12 protein-coding genes are annotated in these 16902 nt (G+C 51.1%); 5 read left to right on the top strand and 7 right to left on the bottom strand.

The window, feature by feature from the left end; translation table 11 throughout:
• The first annotated feature begins 72 nt into the window (after positions 1 to 72).
• Positions 73 to 1179, top strand: coding sequence for a cell division protein FtsZ (gene ftsZ / locus H8698_RS04585; protein WP_177679637.1), 1107 nt, complete (start codon positions 73 to 75; stop codon positions 1177 to 1179).
• A 99-nt stretch (positions 1180 to 1278) separates the two neighbouring features.
• On the opposite strand, the gene H8698_RS04580 is transcribed toward ftsZ, so the two are convergent.
• Together H8698_RS04580 and H8698_RS04575 are read right to left on the bottom strand one after the other, a co-directional pair.
• Entirely contained in the window at positions 1279 to 3144 is a 1866-nt protein-coding gene (locus H8698_RS04580; protein WP_249311349.1) for a heparinase II/III domain-containing protein, read from the bottom strand.
• A gap of 15 nt (positions 3145 to 3159) precedes the next feature.
• The gene (locus H8698_RS04575) at positions 3160 to 5181 is read right to left on the bottom strand and encodes a family 78 glycoside hydrolase catalytic domain (protein ID WP_249311348.1); all 2022 of its coding nucleotides are present in this window, start codon (positions 5179 to 5181) and stop codon (positions 3160 to 3162) included.
• Positions 5182 to 5305: 124 nt separating this feature from the next.
• Between H8698_RS04575 and H8698_RS04570 the strand changes: the two genes are divergently transcribed.
• The 3 genes from H8698_RS04570 (at position 5306) to H8698_RS04560 (ending at position 9927) form a co-directional block, all read left to right on the top strand.
• On the top strand, positions 5306 to 6067 hold the full coding sequence (locus tag H8698_RS04570; protein ID WP_249311347.1) for a hypothetical protein: 762 nt from the start codon (positions 5306 to 5308) through the stop codon (positions 6065 to 6067).
• Between the two features lies 1 nt (position 6068).
• Positions 6069 to 7946 carry an FAD-dependent oxidoreductase gene (locus tag H8698_RS04565; RefSeq protein WP_249311346.1) on the top strand — a complete coding sequence of 626 codons (1878 nt, stop codon included), beginning with the start codon at positions 6069 to 6071 and terminating at the stop codon, positions 7944 to 7946.
• 67 nt (positions 7947 to 8013) lie between these two features.
• Complete coding sequence (locus tag H8698_RS04560) at positions 8014 to 9927, top strand: hypothetical protein (RefSeq protein WP_249311345.1); 1914 nt, start codon at positions 8014 to 8016, stop codon at positions 9925 to 9927.
• Between the two features lie 48 nt (positions 9928 to 9975).
• Here the strand turns inward: H8698_RS04560 and H8698_RS04555 are convergent, their stop codons facing one another.
• From H8698_RS04555 to H8698_RS04535, 5 genes are all read right to left on the bottom strand, one after another.
• On the bottom strand, positions 9976 to 11061 hold the full coding sequence (locus H8698_RS04555) for a glycoside hydrolase family 32 protein (RefSeq protein ID WP_249311344.1): 1086 nt from the start codon (positions 11059 to 11061) through the stop codon (positions 9976 to 9978).
• A gap of 12 nt (positions 11062 to 11073) precedes the next feature.
• Positions 11074 to 12117 (bottom strand): SGNH/GDSL hydrolase family protein, encoded by a 1044-nt coding sequence (locus H8698_RS04550; protein WP_249311343.1) that lies wholly within the window; start codon positions 12115 to 12117, stop codon positions 11074 to 11076.
• 77 nt (positions 12118 to 12194) lie between these two features.
• Positions 12195 to 13307 carry a glycoside hydrolase family 99-like domain-containing protein gene (locus H8698_RS04545; protein WP_249311342.1) on the bottom strand — a complete coding sequence of 371 codons (1113 nt, stop codon included), beginning with the start codon at positions 13305 to 13307 and terminating at the stop codon, positions 12195 to 12197.
• 20 nt (positions 13308 to 13327) lie between these two features.
• Positions 13328 to 14374 (bottom strand): alpha/beta hydrolase family protein, encoded by a 1047-nt coding sequence (locus H8698_RS04540; RefSeq protein WP_249311341.1) that lies wholly within the window; start codon positions 14372 to 14374, stop codon positions 13328 to 13330.
• Positions 14375 to 14389: 15 nt separating this feature from the next.
• Positions 14390 to 15835, bottom strand: a complete 1446-nt coding sequence (locus H8698_RS04535) for an L-fucose/L-arabinose isomerase family protein (protein ID WP_249311340.1) — start codon at positions 15833 to 15835, stop codon at positions 14390 to 14392.
• Positions 15836 to 15948: 113 nt separating this feature from the next.
• Here H8698_RS04535 and H8698_RS13365 point away from each other — a divergent pair, with 113 nt between their 5' ends.
• Positions 15949 to 16788, top strand: a complete 840-nt coding sequence (locus tag H8698_RS13365) for a helix-turn-helix domain-containing protein (protein WP_177679946.1) — start codon at positions 15949 to 15951, stop codon at positions 16786 to 16788.
• The last annotated feature ends 114 nt before the right edge of the window (positions 16789 to 16902 follow it).

Here is a 16902-nt window from a genome sequence, read left to right as displayed (position 1 = left end):
GATATTATAAACGAGTTGTGATTACATACGAAAGAGGAGGAAACAGGAGTGTTCGATTTTGATAACGGGTCAATGAATGTTGCCCAGATTAAAGTGATTGGTGTCGGCGGCGGCGGCAATAATGCCGTGAACCGCATGATTGATGCAGGTCTCGGTGGGGTGGAATTTGTATCAATTAATACGGATAAACAGGCGCTTTTGTCATCACAGGCAAATCAAAAAATACAGATAGGTGAAAAATTAACAAAAGGTCTTGGCGCAGGTGCAAACCCAGATATGGGCTCGAAAGCGGCAGAAGAAAGCTACGACGAAATTGCCCAGGCCATCAGCGGCAGCGACATGGTGTTCGTAACAGCCGGCATGGGCGGCGGAACGGGAACAGGTGCTGCACCTGTTGTTGCACAGATTGCAAAGGACATGGGCATTTTAACGCTGGGCATTGTGACAAAACCGTTTTTGTTTGAAGGCAGACAGAGAATGGTGCGTGCCGAGGAGGGAATTTCATCCTTAAAAGGTGCTGTTGACGCAATTGTAACCATTCCGAACGATCGATTGCTCCAAATTTCCAACCAGCACACAACCTTTATCGACGCATTTAAAATGGCCGATGAAGTTCTTTTAAAAGGTGTGAAAGGTATTTCCGACTTAATTACCGGCAACGCGGTTGTAAACCTTGACTTTGCTGACGTTGTTACCATTATGAAAGACACCGGCGTTGCGCACATGGGCGTGGGCAAAGCGTCCGGCGAAAAACGTGCGGAAGACGCTGTTAAAATGGCAATTTCCAGCCCGCTTTTAGAAACCACCATCGACGGCGCCCGGGGCGTTTTAATTAACGTAACCGGCGGTGCTGACCTCGGCCTGTTCGAGATTAACAATGCGGCAATGATGGTAACGGAAGCTGCAGACCCGAACGCAAACATCATCTTTGGTGCAACAGTTGACCCGGATATGAAAGACGAAATTTCTATTACGGTTATTGCAACCGGATTTGAAGGCGTTTCTTCTGCCGCGGCAGACAGAAATTCTTCTAACCTGTTTTCAGGCAACCCGGCTTTAAAGGGCGGCTCGCTTTCCTCTAGATCCTTTGGCGCAGCACAGCGCCCAGCAGAACAGAAGCCCGCTCAGCAGACACCAAGTGAGGTTGAAATTCCGTGGTTCCTACGCGATAAGAGATAATTTTTCTTAAATAAAAAGGCGAGCATACAAAAATGACGCTAAGTAATGTAAATAAGCTTAAAATAAAACTGATCCCGCTTTATATAAGCGGGATCAGTTTTATTTTATGGTAAATGTGAATTTGCCTTTATCTGTTTCTGTCTTTAACTCCAGCCGAATTCTTGTGGGCGCTTTTCCCCAATCGCTGAGCAGTTTGCTGTCGGTTGTTTCAACCGGCTCACAGATGACGTGAAACTTTGAAAAGTCGGCTGCCAGCGACAGGGTTTTGCCGCTGTCTGCAGTGAAAATCAGTTCGTGCGGCGTTACGGCTACATCACAGACCGTCATCAGGTTCAGCACGATTTTTTCAGGGGCGTTTAAGGCAAAATCTTCTGTTATGGTGATTTCCTTGTTTTTTCGTGACAGCGTAAACGTTCGTTTCCATTTTTGAATTTCGTCTTTGTTTTCATAGGCGTTTTTTATGTCCAGCGAAAAGCGGGTTTCGTCCTCTTTTGCTTCGTACGAAACGCAGGACGCGCTAAAGCCAGCTCCTGCCGGCTGGTCTTTCCCGCCGATGGTGGGGATGTTGTGAAAGCAGGACTGGTTATTCCAAATTTCATACCGCTGGTCAGAAAAGGTTTTGGCGCAGTAGGCCTCGTGGGCGGGGTCAATAAAAAACGGCTCCGCATCTTTGTAAACAATAAAGCTGCCCACATCATTGTGATTGTGGCTTTCGGCGTTGTGGCCGCCTTTTGCCGCCAAAAACAGGCCGTCGGCCCCGTCCCGCTCCCGGGCGGCCATAACCTGGGTGCTGGAAAAATATACATCTTGGAAGGCCCGGGCAGGCGCAGAAAGGTGTGAGAGGGTGGGCATTGCCTCATAAAGCTCAAGTGCCCGGGGCATTTGCCACAGGGTAAACGCATTGCTTTTGTCAAGACGAAAACATTCTTTGGCAAATGAAACCATTGTTTCACTGCCAAGAAGCCTGCCATATTTATAAATCGTGCCGTAATTTGCGGCGAGGCGGGGCGAGCAGTCTGCAAAGTTTACAAAAAAGCCGTTTCCAATGTGCACCTTTGTGATATATTCGGCGGTGTTTTTTATTTTTTCATTTTCAAATTCGTTTACATAGCCGCCGGTGATTTGGTTCAGAAAATAGGCGCAGTCTAAAAGGGAGAGGCCGGCCCTGTTCCAATAGCTGGGGCCTTCGTCGCAGGCGCCGTCCTGCGGGTAGGCGTCTGCATAGTTGTCTAAGGACCGCATAACCTTTTCCACCAAGCTTTGCAGCCGTTCGCCCGGCGGTGTGACAGCGGCGGCACACAGCAGCACGTTGGACAAAATCCACGGGTTCCAGTTGTTCACCACATAGCGCTTGCCGTCTTCATTTTTACGTATTAAAAAGCCCTGCCACCAGTAGTCGTCATGGATTAAAAAATTATCAATAACACGAAAATCGATTTCCCGTTTGATACGAGGGACAATGTTTTTGCTGATTTGTTCAAATTTTTCTTGAAACAGGCGCAACACAAATGACAGCAAACATCCTGTTTCCGCCTGGAACAAGTCAAGGCAGGGGTGCTCGTCATTGGGAAGCCCGTCCGCCTCCGGCCTTAAATAACCGTGAGCCGGAACACACCAGGTGGTTTCCTCTAAAATCAGCCAGGTAAAATCCAAAACCTTGTCGGTGTAGTTCCCTTTGTTTTCCATGGCCTCTAAAAGGGCATATGCCGAAAGGGCCTTTCGTCTTTCAAAGCACACGCCTTCATACCGGGTGCGGTTTCCGTTCCTTACGAAATCCAGATACATGGAGGCGGGCAGGGAAAAATCAAACGCGCCAATGCCGTTTATGTAGCTTGTCACCTGCTGATATGCCGTTTTCTTTATGCCCTCCCAATAGTCCCTGTCGGACAGGGGCCGCACTATGGAAAAGCCGCCTTTGATGGATTGCGTTAGCTGATTTGTGCCAACATACTTTTCTGAAAACATGCTGCATACTCCTTTTTATTTAAAAATTTGTTCCATATTCCAGTCTGTTAAAAAGACAATCGGATAGGTCAGGCACAGGTGAAACAGAGAAATATTGTGTTTTTCGCTTTTCCCCCAGCCCTCAAAGGTGGCGGTTGCGCCTTCGTTTATCATTCTGAGCCAACCGCCTTTGTCTTTCATCATCTCGTAAACCAAATCGCGTCTGCCGCACCGCACCAGACCGCAAAAGGCCGCAAACGTCATAAACAGCATACAGCCGGATAGGCGCCGTTTGTCCATCATTTGAATGATGCGCTCCTCGCATGCACGGTCCGGGCAAAGGCCAAACGCCAAGGCTGTGGCGTTTGAGGGAAACGAGATGTGGCGGGATTCGGCGCTGTCGCAGAAAAAGCCCTGCGCCGGGTCGTAAAAAGCGTTTCGATATGCGTCTGTTAAAAATACCGTGTCAAAAGCCGGCCTTTTTCCAACAATGGAGGCTAAGCGGTTCAGCGCCTTTGCCGCGCCAATGAAATAGGCGTTTATCACGTTGTGGGTGCCGCGGCAAATCTGTCCTTCTGTCAAGTCAACGTCATAGCCGTCCCGCCATTTTTGCGGCCACTCCACCACGCACCATTTGTCTAAATCATAGAGCAGGCCATCTGCTTTTCCGTAGGATTTTTGATAAAATGTTAAAATGTCCAGCAGTGCGTCATACCGCTGTGCAATGAATTCCTTATCCTTTTTTATATGATAATGGGCGAAAAGCAGCATAACCAGCATCAGCGGATATTCAGCTATTTCCTGCATAAAAGAACAGGTGGTGCACGTTAAAAGGCCCTTGTTTACAAACTGTGACCGCAATGCGTCGTCTATCAGTTTTTCCATGATGGAAAAGTCTTTTGTGAGCAGCGCGTAAGACAGGCTGGTAAAACAGCCGTCGCCCACATACTGGCCCTTTTCCCGCTCCATACAATCTTGAATGACCTCCTGCACGCCATATTTTAAAGAACGGGCGCAGAGCGACCATACCGCATGAAGCTCCGGGTCGTCTGTGTTACATGCTGCCTGCTCGCAAAACGGATAATGCCGGGCGGTAAGACAAATGCTGTTTTCGTCCAGCACGCAGTCCGGCGGCAAATCAAGCTGCACATAACGAAAGGATTTATAGTCGAACTGGCAATAGAAGTCTCTGTTTCCCGAAAGCACCATTTCATCTTTATAGACGCAGTTGGCACGAAGATGAAACATAACATCCGTGCCGCCGTCACACAGTTCCTGCCCGCTTTTCACGGCAATCACACTGCCGCGGGAACCGGAAGCGGAAAAAGAAAGATACCCTACATACATGGCGCCAAAATCAACAAGGTAACCCTGTTCATTTTTCTTTAAGGCGGCGGGGCGGATTGGTTCAAACACAAGCTGTTTTGTGGGCTGCGGATAGAGCGTATAGTCGGGAAACGCGCGCAGGGCGGCAGGGCGCCAATTGCTGTCGTCAAAGTCCGGCTGATCAAACAGCACATTTGGATGGCCGGCGTTAAAACGCTCGCAATATTGGGTGTTGAGTCCGCAAACGTCGCCAATGGCGGAAAAGGCGGTTTGGTCTGTGACAAGAAAGCTTTCGTCGCTGGACAAAACGGTTTTCCCGCCCGAAACAATGTCTAAAATCAGGCCGGAACGGTTGTCGCCGCTGACCCAAACGCGGTTAATCAGCCCCTGGTAAAATACGTGCACCGCTATGGTGTTTTCCCCTTTTTTTAAATAGGCGCTGATATCAAGTTCGTTATAGTAATAGTGAAACGGGTAGCCCGGGCAGGGCCCCTGCGTGACAAACCGGCCGTTGATATAAAGCTTATAATAATCGTCGGCAGAAAGAAACAATGTTGTTCCTTTTGTGGTTTCGGCAATGAATTTTTTCCGAAACAGCATGTGTTTGTTTTGAAACTTGCTGTCCGGAACGGTTTTGCCGTCAAGCTGGCGGTGAAAAACGTTGATTGCGGGAAGGGCCGCCATGTCTTCGCACGTTATCCACTTCCCGCAAAATTTATGTTGTTTGCCCATGGTGATGCCCCCTTCTTTTGTATTTTATCAGAAATGCCGGATTTGTCAATAAGGTTCAGGCAAATCGTCTTGCTTTATTTTTAAAACGTGTTATAATAGAAAGAAAAAAGGAGGCCGCAGGCTTATGACATATCACAAACTCATTCTCGGCGCTACGTTTGCCGCCGCAGGGCTGCTGACGAAGTCCGGCGGAGACTGCCTGGTGATTGAGCCAAAACCCTCGGCAGGGCACGAATTTTTAGGCGCGCTTGCATTTGGCACCGGCTACGGCGAGCCGCTTTTCACAACCGAAGCTGCGGAGTTTTATCAGCAGTTTCAGGAAAAGGGAGCAATGCACCGGGGCAAAGGCTGCCTGTTCGACTGCGCCAGCCTGCTGAACGCAAAGCTGTTAAACAAAAACGTTTTGCTCAACACCAGCATTGTGGATATTCGCCCGGAGGCGGACGGGTTTTGCGTTACAACCCACGGCGTGAAGGGGTTTCGCACTTTTCGGGCAACCGAACTTGTTAACACGCTTTGCGATGAGGGCAACATTTTTAAAAAATCGTTCCACGCATGGGTGCGCCCGGCGACAAAAGGGGCCGCTGCGCCGGATTCAGTGCAGTTAGAGCCGCTGTTCGGCGCGTTTGAAAACAGCTATATCGTAAAGCTGCCCGTGGAAAAGGACTGCACCTATCCAGAAGCGAGGCAGCGACTAAGCGATGTTTTAAAAAACGAGCTTTCAGGCTTTCGCCTGGGGCTGTCGGCAGACTGTTTTGCACTAACGCCGAAGAAAACAGGGGTTTTTGAAACGGGAGGAATTGTGCAAATGCCCTCCTGCGGTTTTCAAAATCCTCTGCTGGCTTTTGACGCAGGAGTTCGGTTTGCGGAAAGGGGAATGTTTTAACATGGAACGCTTTTTTATGGAAGAAGGAGCGGTGAAATGCGTGCCGGCAGATGGCGTTTGCTTTTCCCGCCGGTTTGATGTAATTGTCTGCGGACTGGGAACTGCCGGCAGCGTGGCCGCGGCCGCCGCAGGGCAAAAAGGGCTTTCGGTTTTGGGAATAGAACAGTGCGCCTGCCCGGGAGGCACAACCACCATTGGCGGAATTAGGGGCTATTATTTCGGAACGCCGGGCGGGCTTTACACAGAATTCGACCGGCGGGTGGAGGAATATCAAAGCAGTCACACGGAAACGGTGCTGGAGAGCAGAAAAATTGTGACAGAGGAAATTTTGCAGGAAAGCGGCGCGAAGCTTATGTATGAAACCGTGCTTTGCGGCATTTATTTAAGCGGCACCAAGGTGTGCGGCGCTCGGGTTTTAACCGGCGGAATTATGGAGGACTTTGCCTGCTCTGTGCTGATTGACGCCACAGGGGACGGAACGGCCTGCTTTATGGCAGGGTGCGAAATGGAGTTTGGCAGAGAGGCCGACGGACTGACACAGCCCTATAGCATGGTGAGCGTGATGGTAGACGAAAACAACGCTGTGCGCACAACCAACTTCGATTTTGGCCGTGTGGACCAGCGGGACGACAAAAGCCTAAGCGAGGCGCTGATTTTTTCCCGTTCCTATGAAATGCCGGAGGACCGGGCCGGCACCTTTGTGGCACATATGCCTTTAATTGGCGTGCGGGAGGGGCGGCGCATTATAGCGGAGGAAACCGTTCGGCTGGAAGACGTTTTTGCAGAAACCGTGACCGACATGCCCATGTTCTACTCCTATTCGGACTTAGACAAGCACGGCTGGGACACCGCCTTTGACGGAGAAACCCTGGGTGATTGGACGGTAGGCGCAAACCTGGGGGCCTATAACCTGACGGTGCCCATGCCGTTTCGGGCGCTGATTCCGAAAGGTTATGACGGGCTTTTGTGCGCCTGCAGGGCATTTGGCGTTGACAGGAACATCTCCAGCCTGTCCCGCATGATTTTAGACATGAAAAAAGCAGGAGAGGCCGCGGCGTGTGTTGCCGCGCTTTCCATTCAGCACGGGTGCCCCCTTACGGAAATTCCTTATGGCGAGCTGAAGCAAATGCTTACAAAAAGCGGGTGCTTAAACGAGGCATATTGCCGCGGCGTGCGGGTGGACGGGCGGTTTGACTGCGACGGGAACGAGCTTGTTCCCCGCGGCGTTTCGTGGATTACCGAGCCTGAACAGCTGGCCGCGCCGCTTTCTAGTTTAACGCCCGGCGAGGCCATTTGGTCTGCCAGGCGCATGGGGGAAAAGGCAAGGCCGGTTTTATATCAGTTAATTGCTTCAAAAGACGAAAACACGAAAAAACACGCGGCCTTTGCGCTGTCTGCCACAGGGGACAAGGGCGCGATTGAACTGCTTCGGGAAATGGCCGCGGCGCGGGACCCGGTTATGCTGCGGGACTGCCGGAAAAACAACGAGCAGCGGGGCGCCATGGCAATTTATTATTTGGGGCGGTTCGCAGACACTGCGGCAATCGGCACGCTGGCAGAGATCATAACAGACGAAAACGAGCCTTTGCGGGACGCATATTCCGGCCGGTTTTCCAACGGCGCGCGGTATCGAATCAGCGGGTTCCGATATGAATATTTTCAGTTTGTATCAGAGGCGGCCATGGCGCTGATTCGCATTGGAAATGCCCACGAAAAGGAGCGGGAACGGATTTTAGAAATTTTTAAAACTGCGTTTTTGGATGAAACGTATGAAAAGAGGATTACCACCCGCCCCAAAATGAGCAGCGAGGGCAGCATGGTTTCTAACATTAAAAATGTTGCGTTTTCCGCTGCGGGCCGGTGGGGACTTTTTATTTGACAGAACGTGTCCGATTTGGTAAAATATAAGTTGGAACACTGATGAAAAAGAAAAGGGGCAACATCATATGAAATGTAATTTTTGCGGCGAAAAGTTAAAGGATGGCGCAAATTTTTGTGAATTCTGCGGAAAGGAGCAGGAGGCTATCGGCGGCGCTGCTGAGCCGGAGGAAAAGGGCACCGCGGATATGATTGACGCTTTGCCGGAACTGCACGACGAGTTAGACCGCATTGCAGAAATGAGGGAAAAGTCGAAACACAGAAAACGGCGCGTGCTGGTTTCTGTTATTCTTATTGTGGCCTGTGCCGCCGGCGTTTGGTTTGGCATGAACTATTTGAAAGACCAAAAAAAGCCGGTTCAGCCTGTGAGCGGCGAGGTGTCTTCCGCGCCGGCTACCTCCGGCGTGGCGGGCGAGGTGAAAGAAACGCTTTTGGGCAGCGGCTTTACCCAAGTAAAAATTTTAGACGGGGCCACGGCGGAAGACGCCATTCACAGCGTGAAAGATCAGCTTGGCATAACGGATGCAAACACAAGCTTTGTGATGAAAAGCAAAACAGCCGTTGGCAACGACACCTATTACCGCTTCAGCCAGACCTGCGGCGGGCTTAAGGTTTATGGCGGCGAGGTAGTTTTGGCGGCAGCGCAAAACGGAACACCAATCGCACTAAACGGCAGGGTTGTTGAAACGGACGGTCTGGATTTAAACGCGGCGTTAGATGCCGGCGGCGCCTCGAACGCTGTGAGTGAATATGTGAACAAGCTGTCCGGCGACTATCGCATAACCGAGGGTGCAAACGTCACTGTTGCGGAAAAGGTTGTTTGCAATTTTGAGGGGAAAACCTATTTGGCCTATGTTTCCAACGTGTCGGGCTACAACGAAAAGGGCGAATATGTGGCGTATGACGCGTTTGTGGACGCCGACGTAGGCTCGGGAATTTATGTTTGCGCTACGTCGAGCTATGAAAACGGCGGAGAGGAAGCGGCGCTGCCGGAAACGGACAGCGCGGAGGTTCCCGCAGACGTCAACAGCGTGCCATCGTCGGCTGCGGAATCTGCCATGACCATGTTTACGGTGAACGACAAATTTAACTGGAACGATAAAACAAAAACCAGCGCCCTGGAGGAAATTCGCAGGGAAGACATTGACGCAGGGAACATGTCGGCCTATGTTGCCGGAACGAAAGCTTCTGTGGACAGGGCATATGCCTATTTTAAAGACAGCTTTGGCTATGCGGGTTTAAACGGGAAAAACGGGAATTTTAAGGTATATTTAAATTCCAATGAATATTTAAAAGACAAGCTTCCGCCGGAAAAGGCGCTGTATTCCGGCGATGTGCTGATGTTTATCCGGGAGGATCTGACCTCCGGCGAGCTGGACGTAAATGTGGCGGCGCACGAATTTGCTCACGGTGTGATGTATCATATTGCCCAGTTTGACGGCACCCGCAATTTCAGTGAAAACGCGGCTGTGGCGGAGGGGCTGGCCGACGTGTTCGGCGAGCTTTGTGAAGCGCATTTTGCCGGCGGCACGGCAGACTGGATTCATGGAAGCAGGAATTTGGCCGCGCCGGAAAGCGGGTTTGTAACGAAGCTTTCTGGTGCCGCGGAGATGAAAGACATTGCCGAATGTTACCGCTATTCCACCGTTGTTTCCCATGCCGTGTATCAGATGAACGCCAACGGGGTGGACACCGGTGCGCTGGGTGAGCTTTGTTTCCGGTCGCTGTGTCTGATGACGAAAGGGGCAAGCTTTTCCCAGTGGCGTACAGTTTCTGAGCTTGCCGCAAGGAACATGACAGATGCCGGCAGGCTGACGGAAGAACAGTTTGCGGCTGTTTGTGCGGCGCTGGACAACACAGGAATTAAGGGGCAGCGTCTCTACGCCCGGCAGGTGGACGAAATCGGCGGGGAAGAGGAATTAGAGCCGCCGGAAAGCGAAACCGCGCCGGCAGATGATGTGCGCGACAAGGTAATTGAATAAGATTGATATCAATAAAGCGGGCCTTTCACAGGCCCGCTTTTTATTCGTCTAAAACCAGTAGGAAAATGAGGATTCGCCGCCGTTTATGAAAACTTCAATGGTTTTGGTGTCGGTCAAAATATCCACCTGTTTTACATGGCCGCTGAACCGTAAGGGCGGCTCGTTTTTCTTTGTTTTTATTTTTACGCAGTTTTCTGAAATTTCAACATGCTCGTCGCTTTTTGCAAAAAGCGGCCAGGCTTCTTTTACGGGATAGGTGCAGAGCGCGCCGTTTCCCGGGCAGAAAAACACTTCCCGCGGAATGGTCAGCGCCCCGGCGTAGGGCACGGTTTCATCCGGCGTTTTATCCCAGGAATAGAGCCAGGCGATTAATATTCTGCGGCCGGTTTCGTCGTGGAAGGTTTGCGGCGCATAAAAATGAGGGCCGGCTTCGGGATAAAATTCCGCTTCGGGCAAAAACCGCTCCCCATCGAACTGCCCTGTGATGAAGGCTGTAGAATGGGTTTTGCGGCCCATTTGCGAGAACATCAGAACAAATTTCCCGTCCAGCGCAAAAAAGTCCGGGCACTCCAGCACACCGCCATATTTTGCTCCTTCAAACAGCACGCCGCGGTAGTCCCAGTTTATTAAGTCTTCCGAGCGGTAGAGCAAAATTTTGCCCACGCCGTTTTTGCCGGAGCCGATTACCATGAAATAGGCGCCGCCGTATTCAAAAACGTGAGGGTCGCGGAAATCTTCGCTGCCGTCTGAGGGGTAAGATTTTATGATTGGATTGCCGGGATATTTTTCAAAGTGCACCCCGTCGCGGCTCATTGCCAAACACTGCGTTTGCCCCAGTTCCTCTGACACCGCGGTGTAAAACACATAGAGCACATTGTCTTTCACCAAAGCGCCGCCGGAAAAGCACCCGCCGCTGTTTTCGTAAGGCTGGTCGGGCGAGAGGGCAATGGGCAGCTCGTTCCAGTGAATGAGGTCGCGGCTGACCGCGTGGCCCCAATGCATGGGTCCCCATTTCGGCTCGTAGGGATTATGCTGGAAAAACGCATGGTATTCTCCACGGAAGAACACCAGCCCGTTGGGGTCATTTATCCAGCCTTTTTCCGGCTCAAAGTGATGGTGCAAACGTTTCGCCATGAGAGAACCCTCCTAAAACTTTATTCTGCGGATGGTGTTTGTCACCATTTCCGCCATGCGCCACATGCCCAAATCTGTGGGGTGACAGCCGTCTACGGTGCAGCAGTCGTAGCCATATTCACCCCAGAGGGAGTTGCCGTCTATAAAATATACGTTTTTGTCGCCGTCTGCCATAGCTTTGGCAAAGGTGTTAAATATTACGGCTTTGCGTTTTATGTTGTCCTCCAAAGAGCCGTTGTGAAAGTCTGGCCGCGACATGAAAATTACGGGGAGCGAGGGGTTTTGCGCCCGGATAATATCGAAAAACGGCTTGTGAGTTTTTTCTAAATGCGCGCTGTCTGGCGCGTTGTGGTCATAGTCATACACAAACACGTCCATTTTTAGGTTTTTTATGTAGTTTGCCATGGCCGTTTCGCCCTTGGCGTTGCCGGAAAATCCCAGGTTTAAAAAGTCCCACCCCAGGCTGCGGGCCGTTATGGAAGCGTAGCTGCTGCCGGGACGGGAGGCACAGGCCCCCTGGGTGATGGAGGAACCGTAAAACACCACTTTTTTTTCATAAGGCGGGCATTTTTCAACAGCCGCCCCGTTTTCAAGGCCTAAATATAAGTGGTTTGTTGTGTTATAAAGGGGGAAGCCAATGACGATTTCCCGCATTTTTTTGTCGGGAAAATAGTGAATTCCTTCAAACTCTTCCGGTGTTTCGTCATCCGGCGCAACAAAGGCGGTGAAAACGCCGTCGGCAAACACGTCGAAGCCGCACTGGCCTGTTTTCGGCATGTGACGCATGGTGCCCACAGCCGGAACCTTGCAGAACAGGGCGATAAATTTCGAGTCCGTTTTAAAACGCACCCTGCCGCCGGAGGTGTGCTTTGCCAGGTCGTAAACGCTTTGGCTTACCGATTTTGCCACGTTTAAATCCATGCGCACATAGATGTCGCCGTCCCGCTGAACGCCTAAAAGCTCAAAGGGTTCGTCGTCAATATTGTAAACGCACAGATTTTTTTCCTGTATCTTTGTATTTACTTTCATGTTTTTATCCAATTTTTCAATGTTCATGCTTTTCACCTCGCCTAAAGTTTAGCACGGAATGCAGGCTGTGTCAACAAAAAAACGCCCTGGCGGGCGTTTTTTATTTAGGTTTGAGAAGCCGCGCTGCGGATGGCTTCTAACATTTGATATCCATATTCTTCGCAGGGCTCTAAATAGCTTCCTTCCGTCCACTCGTTCCAGCTTTCGATTACTAAAAACGCGTTGTGAAATGTGCCGTTATGCATGCATTCAAGCATTTTCGACACGGCGCCTCCGACAGATTCCGGCTTGTTATTCACGGCAATGGGGGAGTAGGGGTATCCCCGGGCAGGGTCAAAAATTTCTGACTGCACGGTTCTGGGGCTGTTGTCTTCACCAACCATTACTGATGGGCACAGCGGAAGCCCCCAGGTGTTCTGCACATACTTCATGCGGTCTATGGTGGGTTCAATGTAATCGTTATACTCATAGGTCAGCGCATTTTCATGGGATTTATACCAGGCGTGGGTTGTGAGCATGTCGACGCCGATTTCTTTGCAGAGCCGGCCGAATTTCTCCTGTCCCGGTTCGTTGCTTACAGGCGCGCACACGGCAATCGTCAGCTCGCCCACGCCGGCCGCCCGTGCGCGGTTTCTAAAATCGGAAATTATGTTTTTTGCCGTATCTGTACCCAGGGAGTTGACCAGCTCGCTGAGGGAATAAATGCAAAAGTAGGGCTTGCCGTCTACCCGGATATATTGATCCATTTTAAAATAGCGGTGAATGCAGTGCTCGGTTAAGTCGAAAAAGCTCTCTTTTGTTACGCTGCCGGCGGTTAGGGGCTGATTGCGGAAAAAGTAAGGAGAGGGATGGGCGGCAATGGGAGTGTGGTTACACCACATCACGGCAAACTGGAAGTCGTTAAAGTTTTCCGCGCCGAAAAAGCCCTTTTCCAGGCAGTCAATGCGGTATGGCCCGATTTCGGGATACCAATACCAGTCGAAAATGAAGCCGCTGATGCCGAATTTTAACGCGCAGGCAATTTTCTTTGCCGCAACGTTTGGGTCGGACTCGTCTTCATAGCCCCACAGGGGCACCTTTGGCTGTACGTGACCGGGAAAGCGCGGCGTGGCATATTTTACACACTGCCACTCTGTCCAGCCTTTGCCGTGCCAGATTTCGTTTTGGGGTGTAACGTGCCAATTAGGAAAGTAATAGGCGTAAATGGGTGTGTTCATTTTTATTTCTCCTTTTCTTTTTATTTGAATGCAGAAAACAAAAAGTCAAACCCGTCGGGCGCAGGATTTACGGTGTGTTCCCCGTTCCAGGTTTCAAACACAAAATTTTGTTCCGCGCCGAAGGCTTGATAGTAAGGTTTTACCCGCCTTGCTTCGGGCAGGGCGGTTTGAAAAGTGAACACCGGGTCTTTTTCGCCGATGGACACATACAATCGTCTGGGCGCGCACAGGGCCGCCACCTCTGCGTCTTGAAACGTTGTGCCGGACTGAAAATAGGTCATGTCCTGCCAGGGGTAGCAATCCCGGTCGTTAAAGCAGCCGCAGGCCAGGCCGGACTTTATTCTTGTGTCCGCCGCCATGGTGTAAAGGGTGTAATATCCGCCGTAGGAAAGGCCCGCCATGCCAACGGCGGTTTCGTCAACCGCATCTAAGGCCGACAGGGCGGTGACAGACTGCGAAATGCAGTAAATTTCAAGCCCCGTTATGCTGAGCCCCATACGCTTTAAGTTCACATCCGTCACAGTGCGGTCATAGGGCACCTTGTGGCCGGGACAGGTGTCGAATGTTTCTCCCTGGTTCCACAAAAGGAGCTGGGGCGCAAACACCACCGCTCCCCGGGCCAGGAGCCTTTGAATCAGGTGCCCGTAATTGTTTTTGCCGTGAAAGTCCGCGGCAAGCTCCGGCGTGCCGCCACCGCCGTGCTGGGCAATGATCAGCGGGGATTTTGCCGCGCCGGAAACGCTGTGGGGCACCATCAGCAGGCCATAGAAGGGAATGCAGCCTAAAACGGTGACGGTTACGCGGTAAATGCTGCACACATCATCTGCGTCGGAAAACTCCTGTTTTAACTGGGGGCTGCCGTTGTCCGGCAGGCGGGAAGTGCCCAGCATTTGCAAAAACATTTCCCGGTAATGTTCTATTTTTGCGGGAAAGTCCTCCGGGGGCATAAATGCGGTGCGGGCCTGTTTCGCCAAAGTGTTTTGTTCTTTTATGAACCGTTCCACTCCGGCGGCGTAGTCTGCGCGGTAGCTGTCCGCCGCTTCGGGCGGTTCCGTATGGATTACCATGAACAAGTCCTCCTTTTATTTTACAAACACAGTTTCAATTCCTAAAATTTTACCGATTTTTTCCAACGTTTTTCCGTGATGGCCAACGCCCAGCGCGTAGTGATGGGTGGGGCCTTCCATGACCCATTTTTTAATGAACTCCTTTGTGGTGGGAGCAAAAAAGCCTCTGGTATTGGTGTTGCCGGTAGGCGGGATTGCGCCCTTTTTGGAAATGCCCTCGCCAATGACAAACTTAAACGAGCCGCCGGCGGTTTGGGTAATGCCAAGCATGGTGATGGGGCCTTCTTTAATTTTAAATTCCACCGACGCGCCGCGGCCGGGTTTTCCGTGAAATTTAATCAGGCTGCGCAGAATTGGTTTTCCCTCCGCAATGGCAATGTGGTGGGGGCCGTCGTGGCCCACCAGAATGAAGTCCTCGTTAAAATCGAAGGGGTGAAACTCTGCAAAGCTGCCGCCGATGTTTAAGCGGTCTAAAATCAGCATGGCAATGCAGGTTTTTAAGTCGAATTCGCCGCACATGGGCACGCCCTGGGCGTTTAAAATGGAGTTTCCCACAATGAGCGTGGTGGCCAGGCTGCGGGCCAGGGAGCCCTCCTGCCCCTCGTAGTAATAGGCCAGGCCGGTGAGGTTGTAGGTTTTTATGAACCGGTCCAGTGCGCAGGCAGATTTGGCGGACTGAATTAAGTCCTCCTCCGTAAGCTTTTTGGTAACGGGGTCGGACTTTGGTTCCGGCATGTCGAATTCGGCCTTTATCAGCTTGATTTTTTCCTGGATTTCTGCTTCCGTTACTTTGTGATATTCTGTCAGCAAATCGTCAATTTCTAAAAGCGGAACATGCACGCCGAAGGCGGAAAAGGCCGCCGTGGGGTCGGCGTGCATGTCGTACATGGCCTCTAAAACGTGGCCCATTAAGCCAATGCGCGCGCCCTTTAAGCTGTGGAGCACCTTGGCGATTTCGCACCACTCGGAAAGTTCTGCTTCCGCCTCTTTGTCGTCGTAAAGCGCGCCGAGAATTACGTCTGTCACCGGCTTGCCCAAACGGTTTGCAACGCCTGTGAACTCCGGCACGGAGCAGATGTTGTCGTTTTCAAGCTGCATGAACGTGCTGGCTTTTGTGTAGTCCATGGCCTTTCGCGGCTGCAGCGCCACCAAAACCATGGGCAGGTTTGTTTCTTTTAAAATGGGGGCGAACACAGACGAGGTAGCATAGGTGGCCATGTTGCAAAACAGCAGGTCGGCCCCGGAGCCGGCGATTTTTTCCGCCGCGGAAAACGCTTTTTCCGAGCTGTCCACCATGCCGAAATCGAGAACCTCTGCGCCGTTTGCCCGCACCTTGGCAACCAAATCTGCGTGGTAGCCCATAATTTTTTCATAAAGGCCGGGGAACTGGTCCCAGTAGGTGGCGTGGGCCACGGCAAAAATGGCAATTTTGGCTGTTCTTGGGGTGAGTCGTTCTATCATGTATCATTTACACCTTTCTTTTTTAATTTTTCTTGATTATATAACAAAAGCGTGCTATAATCTATAATGATTTCAAGTTATTTTTGTGTAAATCAAAGATTGGAGGGCAAACGGTGCGGTTTTGTGAAATTCATCCCTTTGTGCGGTTTTCAAGATTTTTGCAGCCGAACGACACGGGGCCTTTCCTTTGCCCCTACGACTGCCGGCTGTTTTATGTGAAAAAAGGGTCTGTTTCTGTGTTTGCCGGCGGAAAAGAGCACGTTCTCCGCGAAACGGACGGAATTGTCATTCATTCCGGCGTGACATATCGTGTGCTGCGCACGGCTGAGGACGCAAAGGTGCTTGCCGTGAACTTTGATTTCACCTTTCGGCAGGCGGCGCACGACGTTCCCATTCCCCCGGATTCACCGGAAAAATTTGTGGAAAGCAATGTTTTAGAGCGCGTCACCTTTGAAGACGCTTCTGCGTTTAACCGGGCGGCGGCAATTTCTGGCATGGGCCGGTTTGAAGATTTGCTGTTAAAGGCCCACAGCGAGTTCGGGCAAAACCTGATTTATTCCAATGCAGCCGCCGGCGCATATCTTTCTTTGTTTCTGGCGGAATGTGCGCGTTTTCTGTCTGAGGGGGCAAGCGGTTCGGGGTCTTCTGCGGCGGATAAAATCATTTCTTATCTGCATGAAAACTTTAGCGGCGCCATTACAAACAGCCAGCTTGCCGAGCTGTTTCACTATCACCCCAATTATATCAACAGTTTAATTCGGGCGAAAACCGGCATGTCTCTGCGCAGTTATTTGCTGAACATTCGCATTGCGAAGGCTGTGACGCTGCTGGAAACCACTCATTTTTCGGTTACGCAAATCGCTCAGGAGGTGGGCTTTTGCGACATCAGCTATTTTTCAAACTATTTTAAAAAGGTTACGGGCAGGTCGCCCAAGGAGTTTCGAAACAAGTAAAGGAGCGTAAACGTGAAAATTCCGTTCACATTTATGCCTCCGGCGGATTTAACTGCCCGTGCGAAATTATCGTCCTGCGGACGTAACGCACACGGGCGAAAAAATCTCTTATCA

Source organism: Congzhengia minquanensis, from assembly GCF_014384785.1.
GTDB lineage: Bacteria > Bacillota > Clostridia > UBA1381 > UBA9506 > Congzhengia > Congzhengia minquanensis.
Note: the sequence above shows the minus strand (reverse complement) of the source record. Positions and strands in the feature narration are given on the sequence as shown.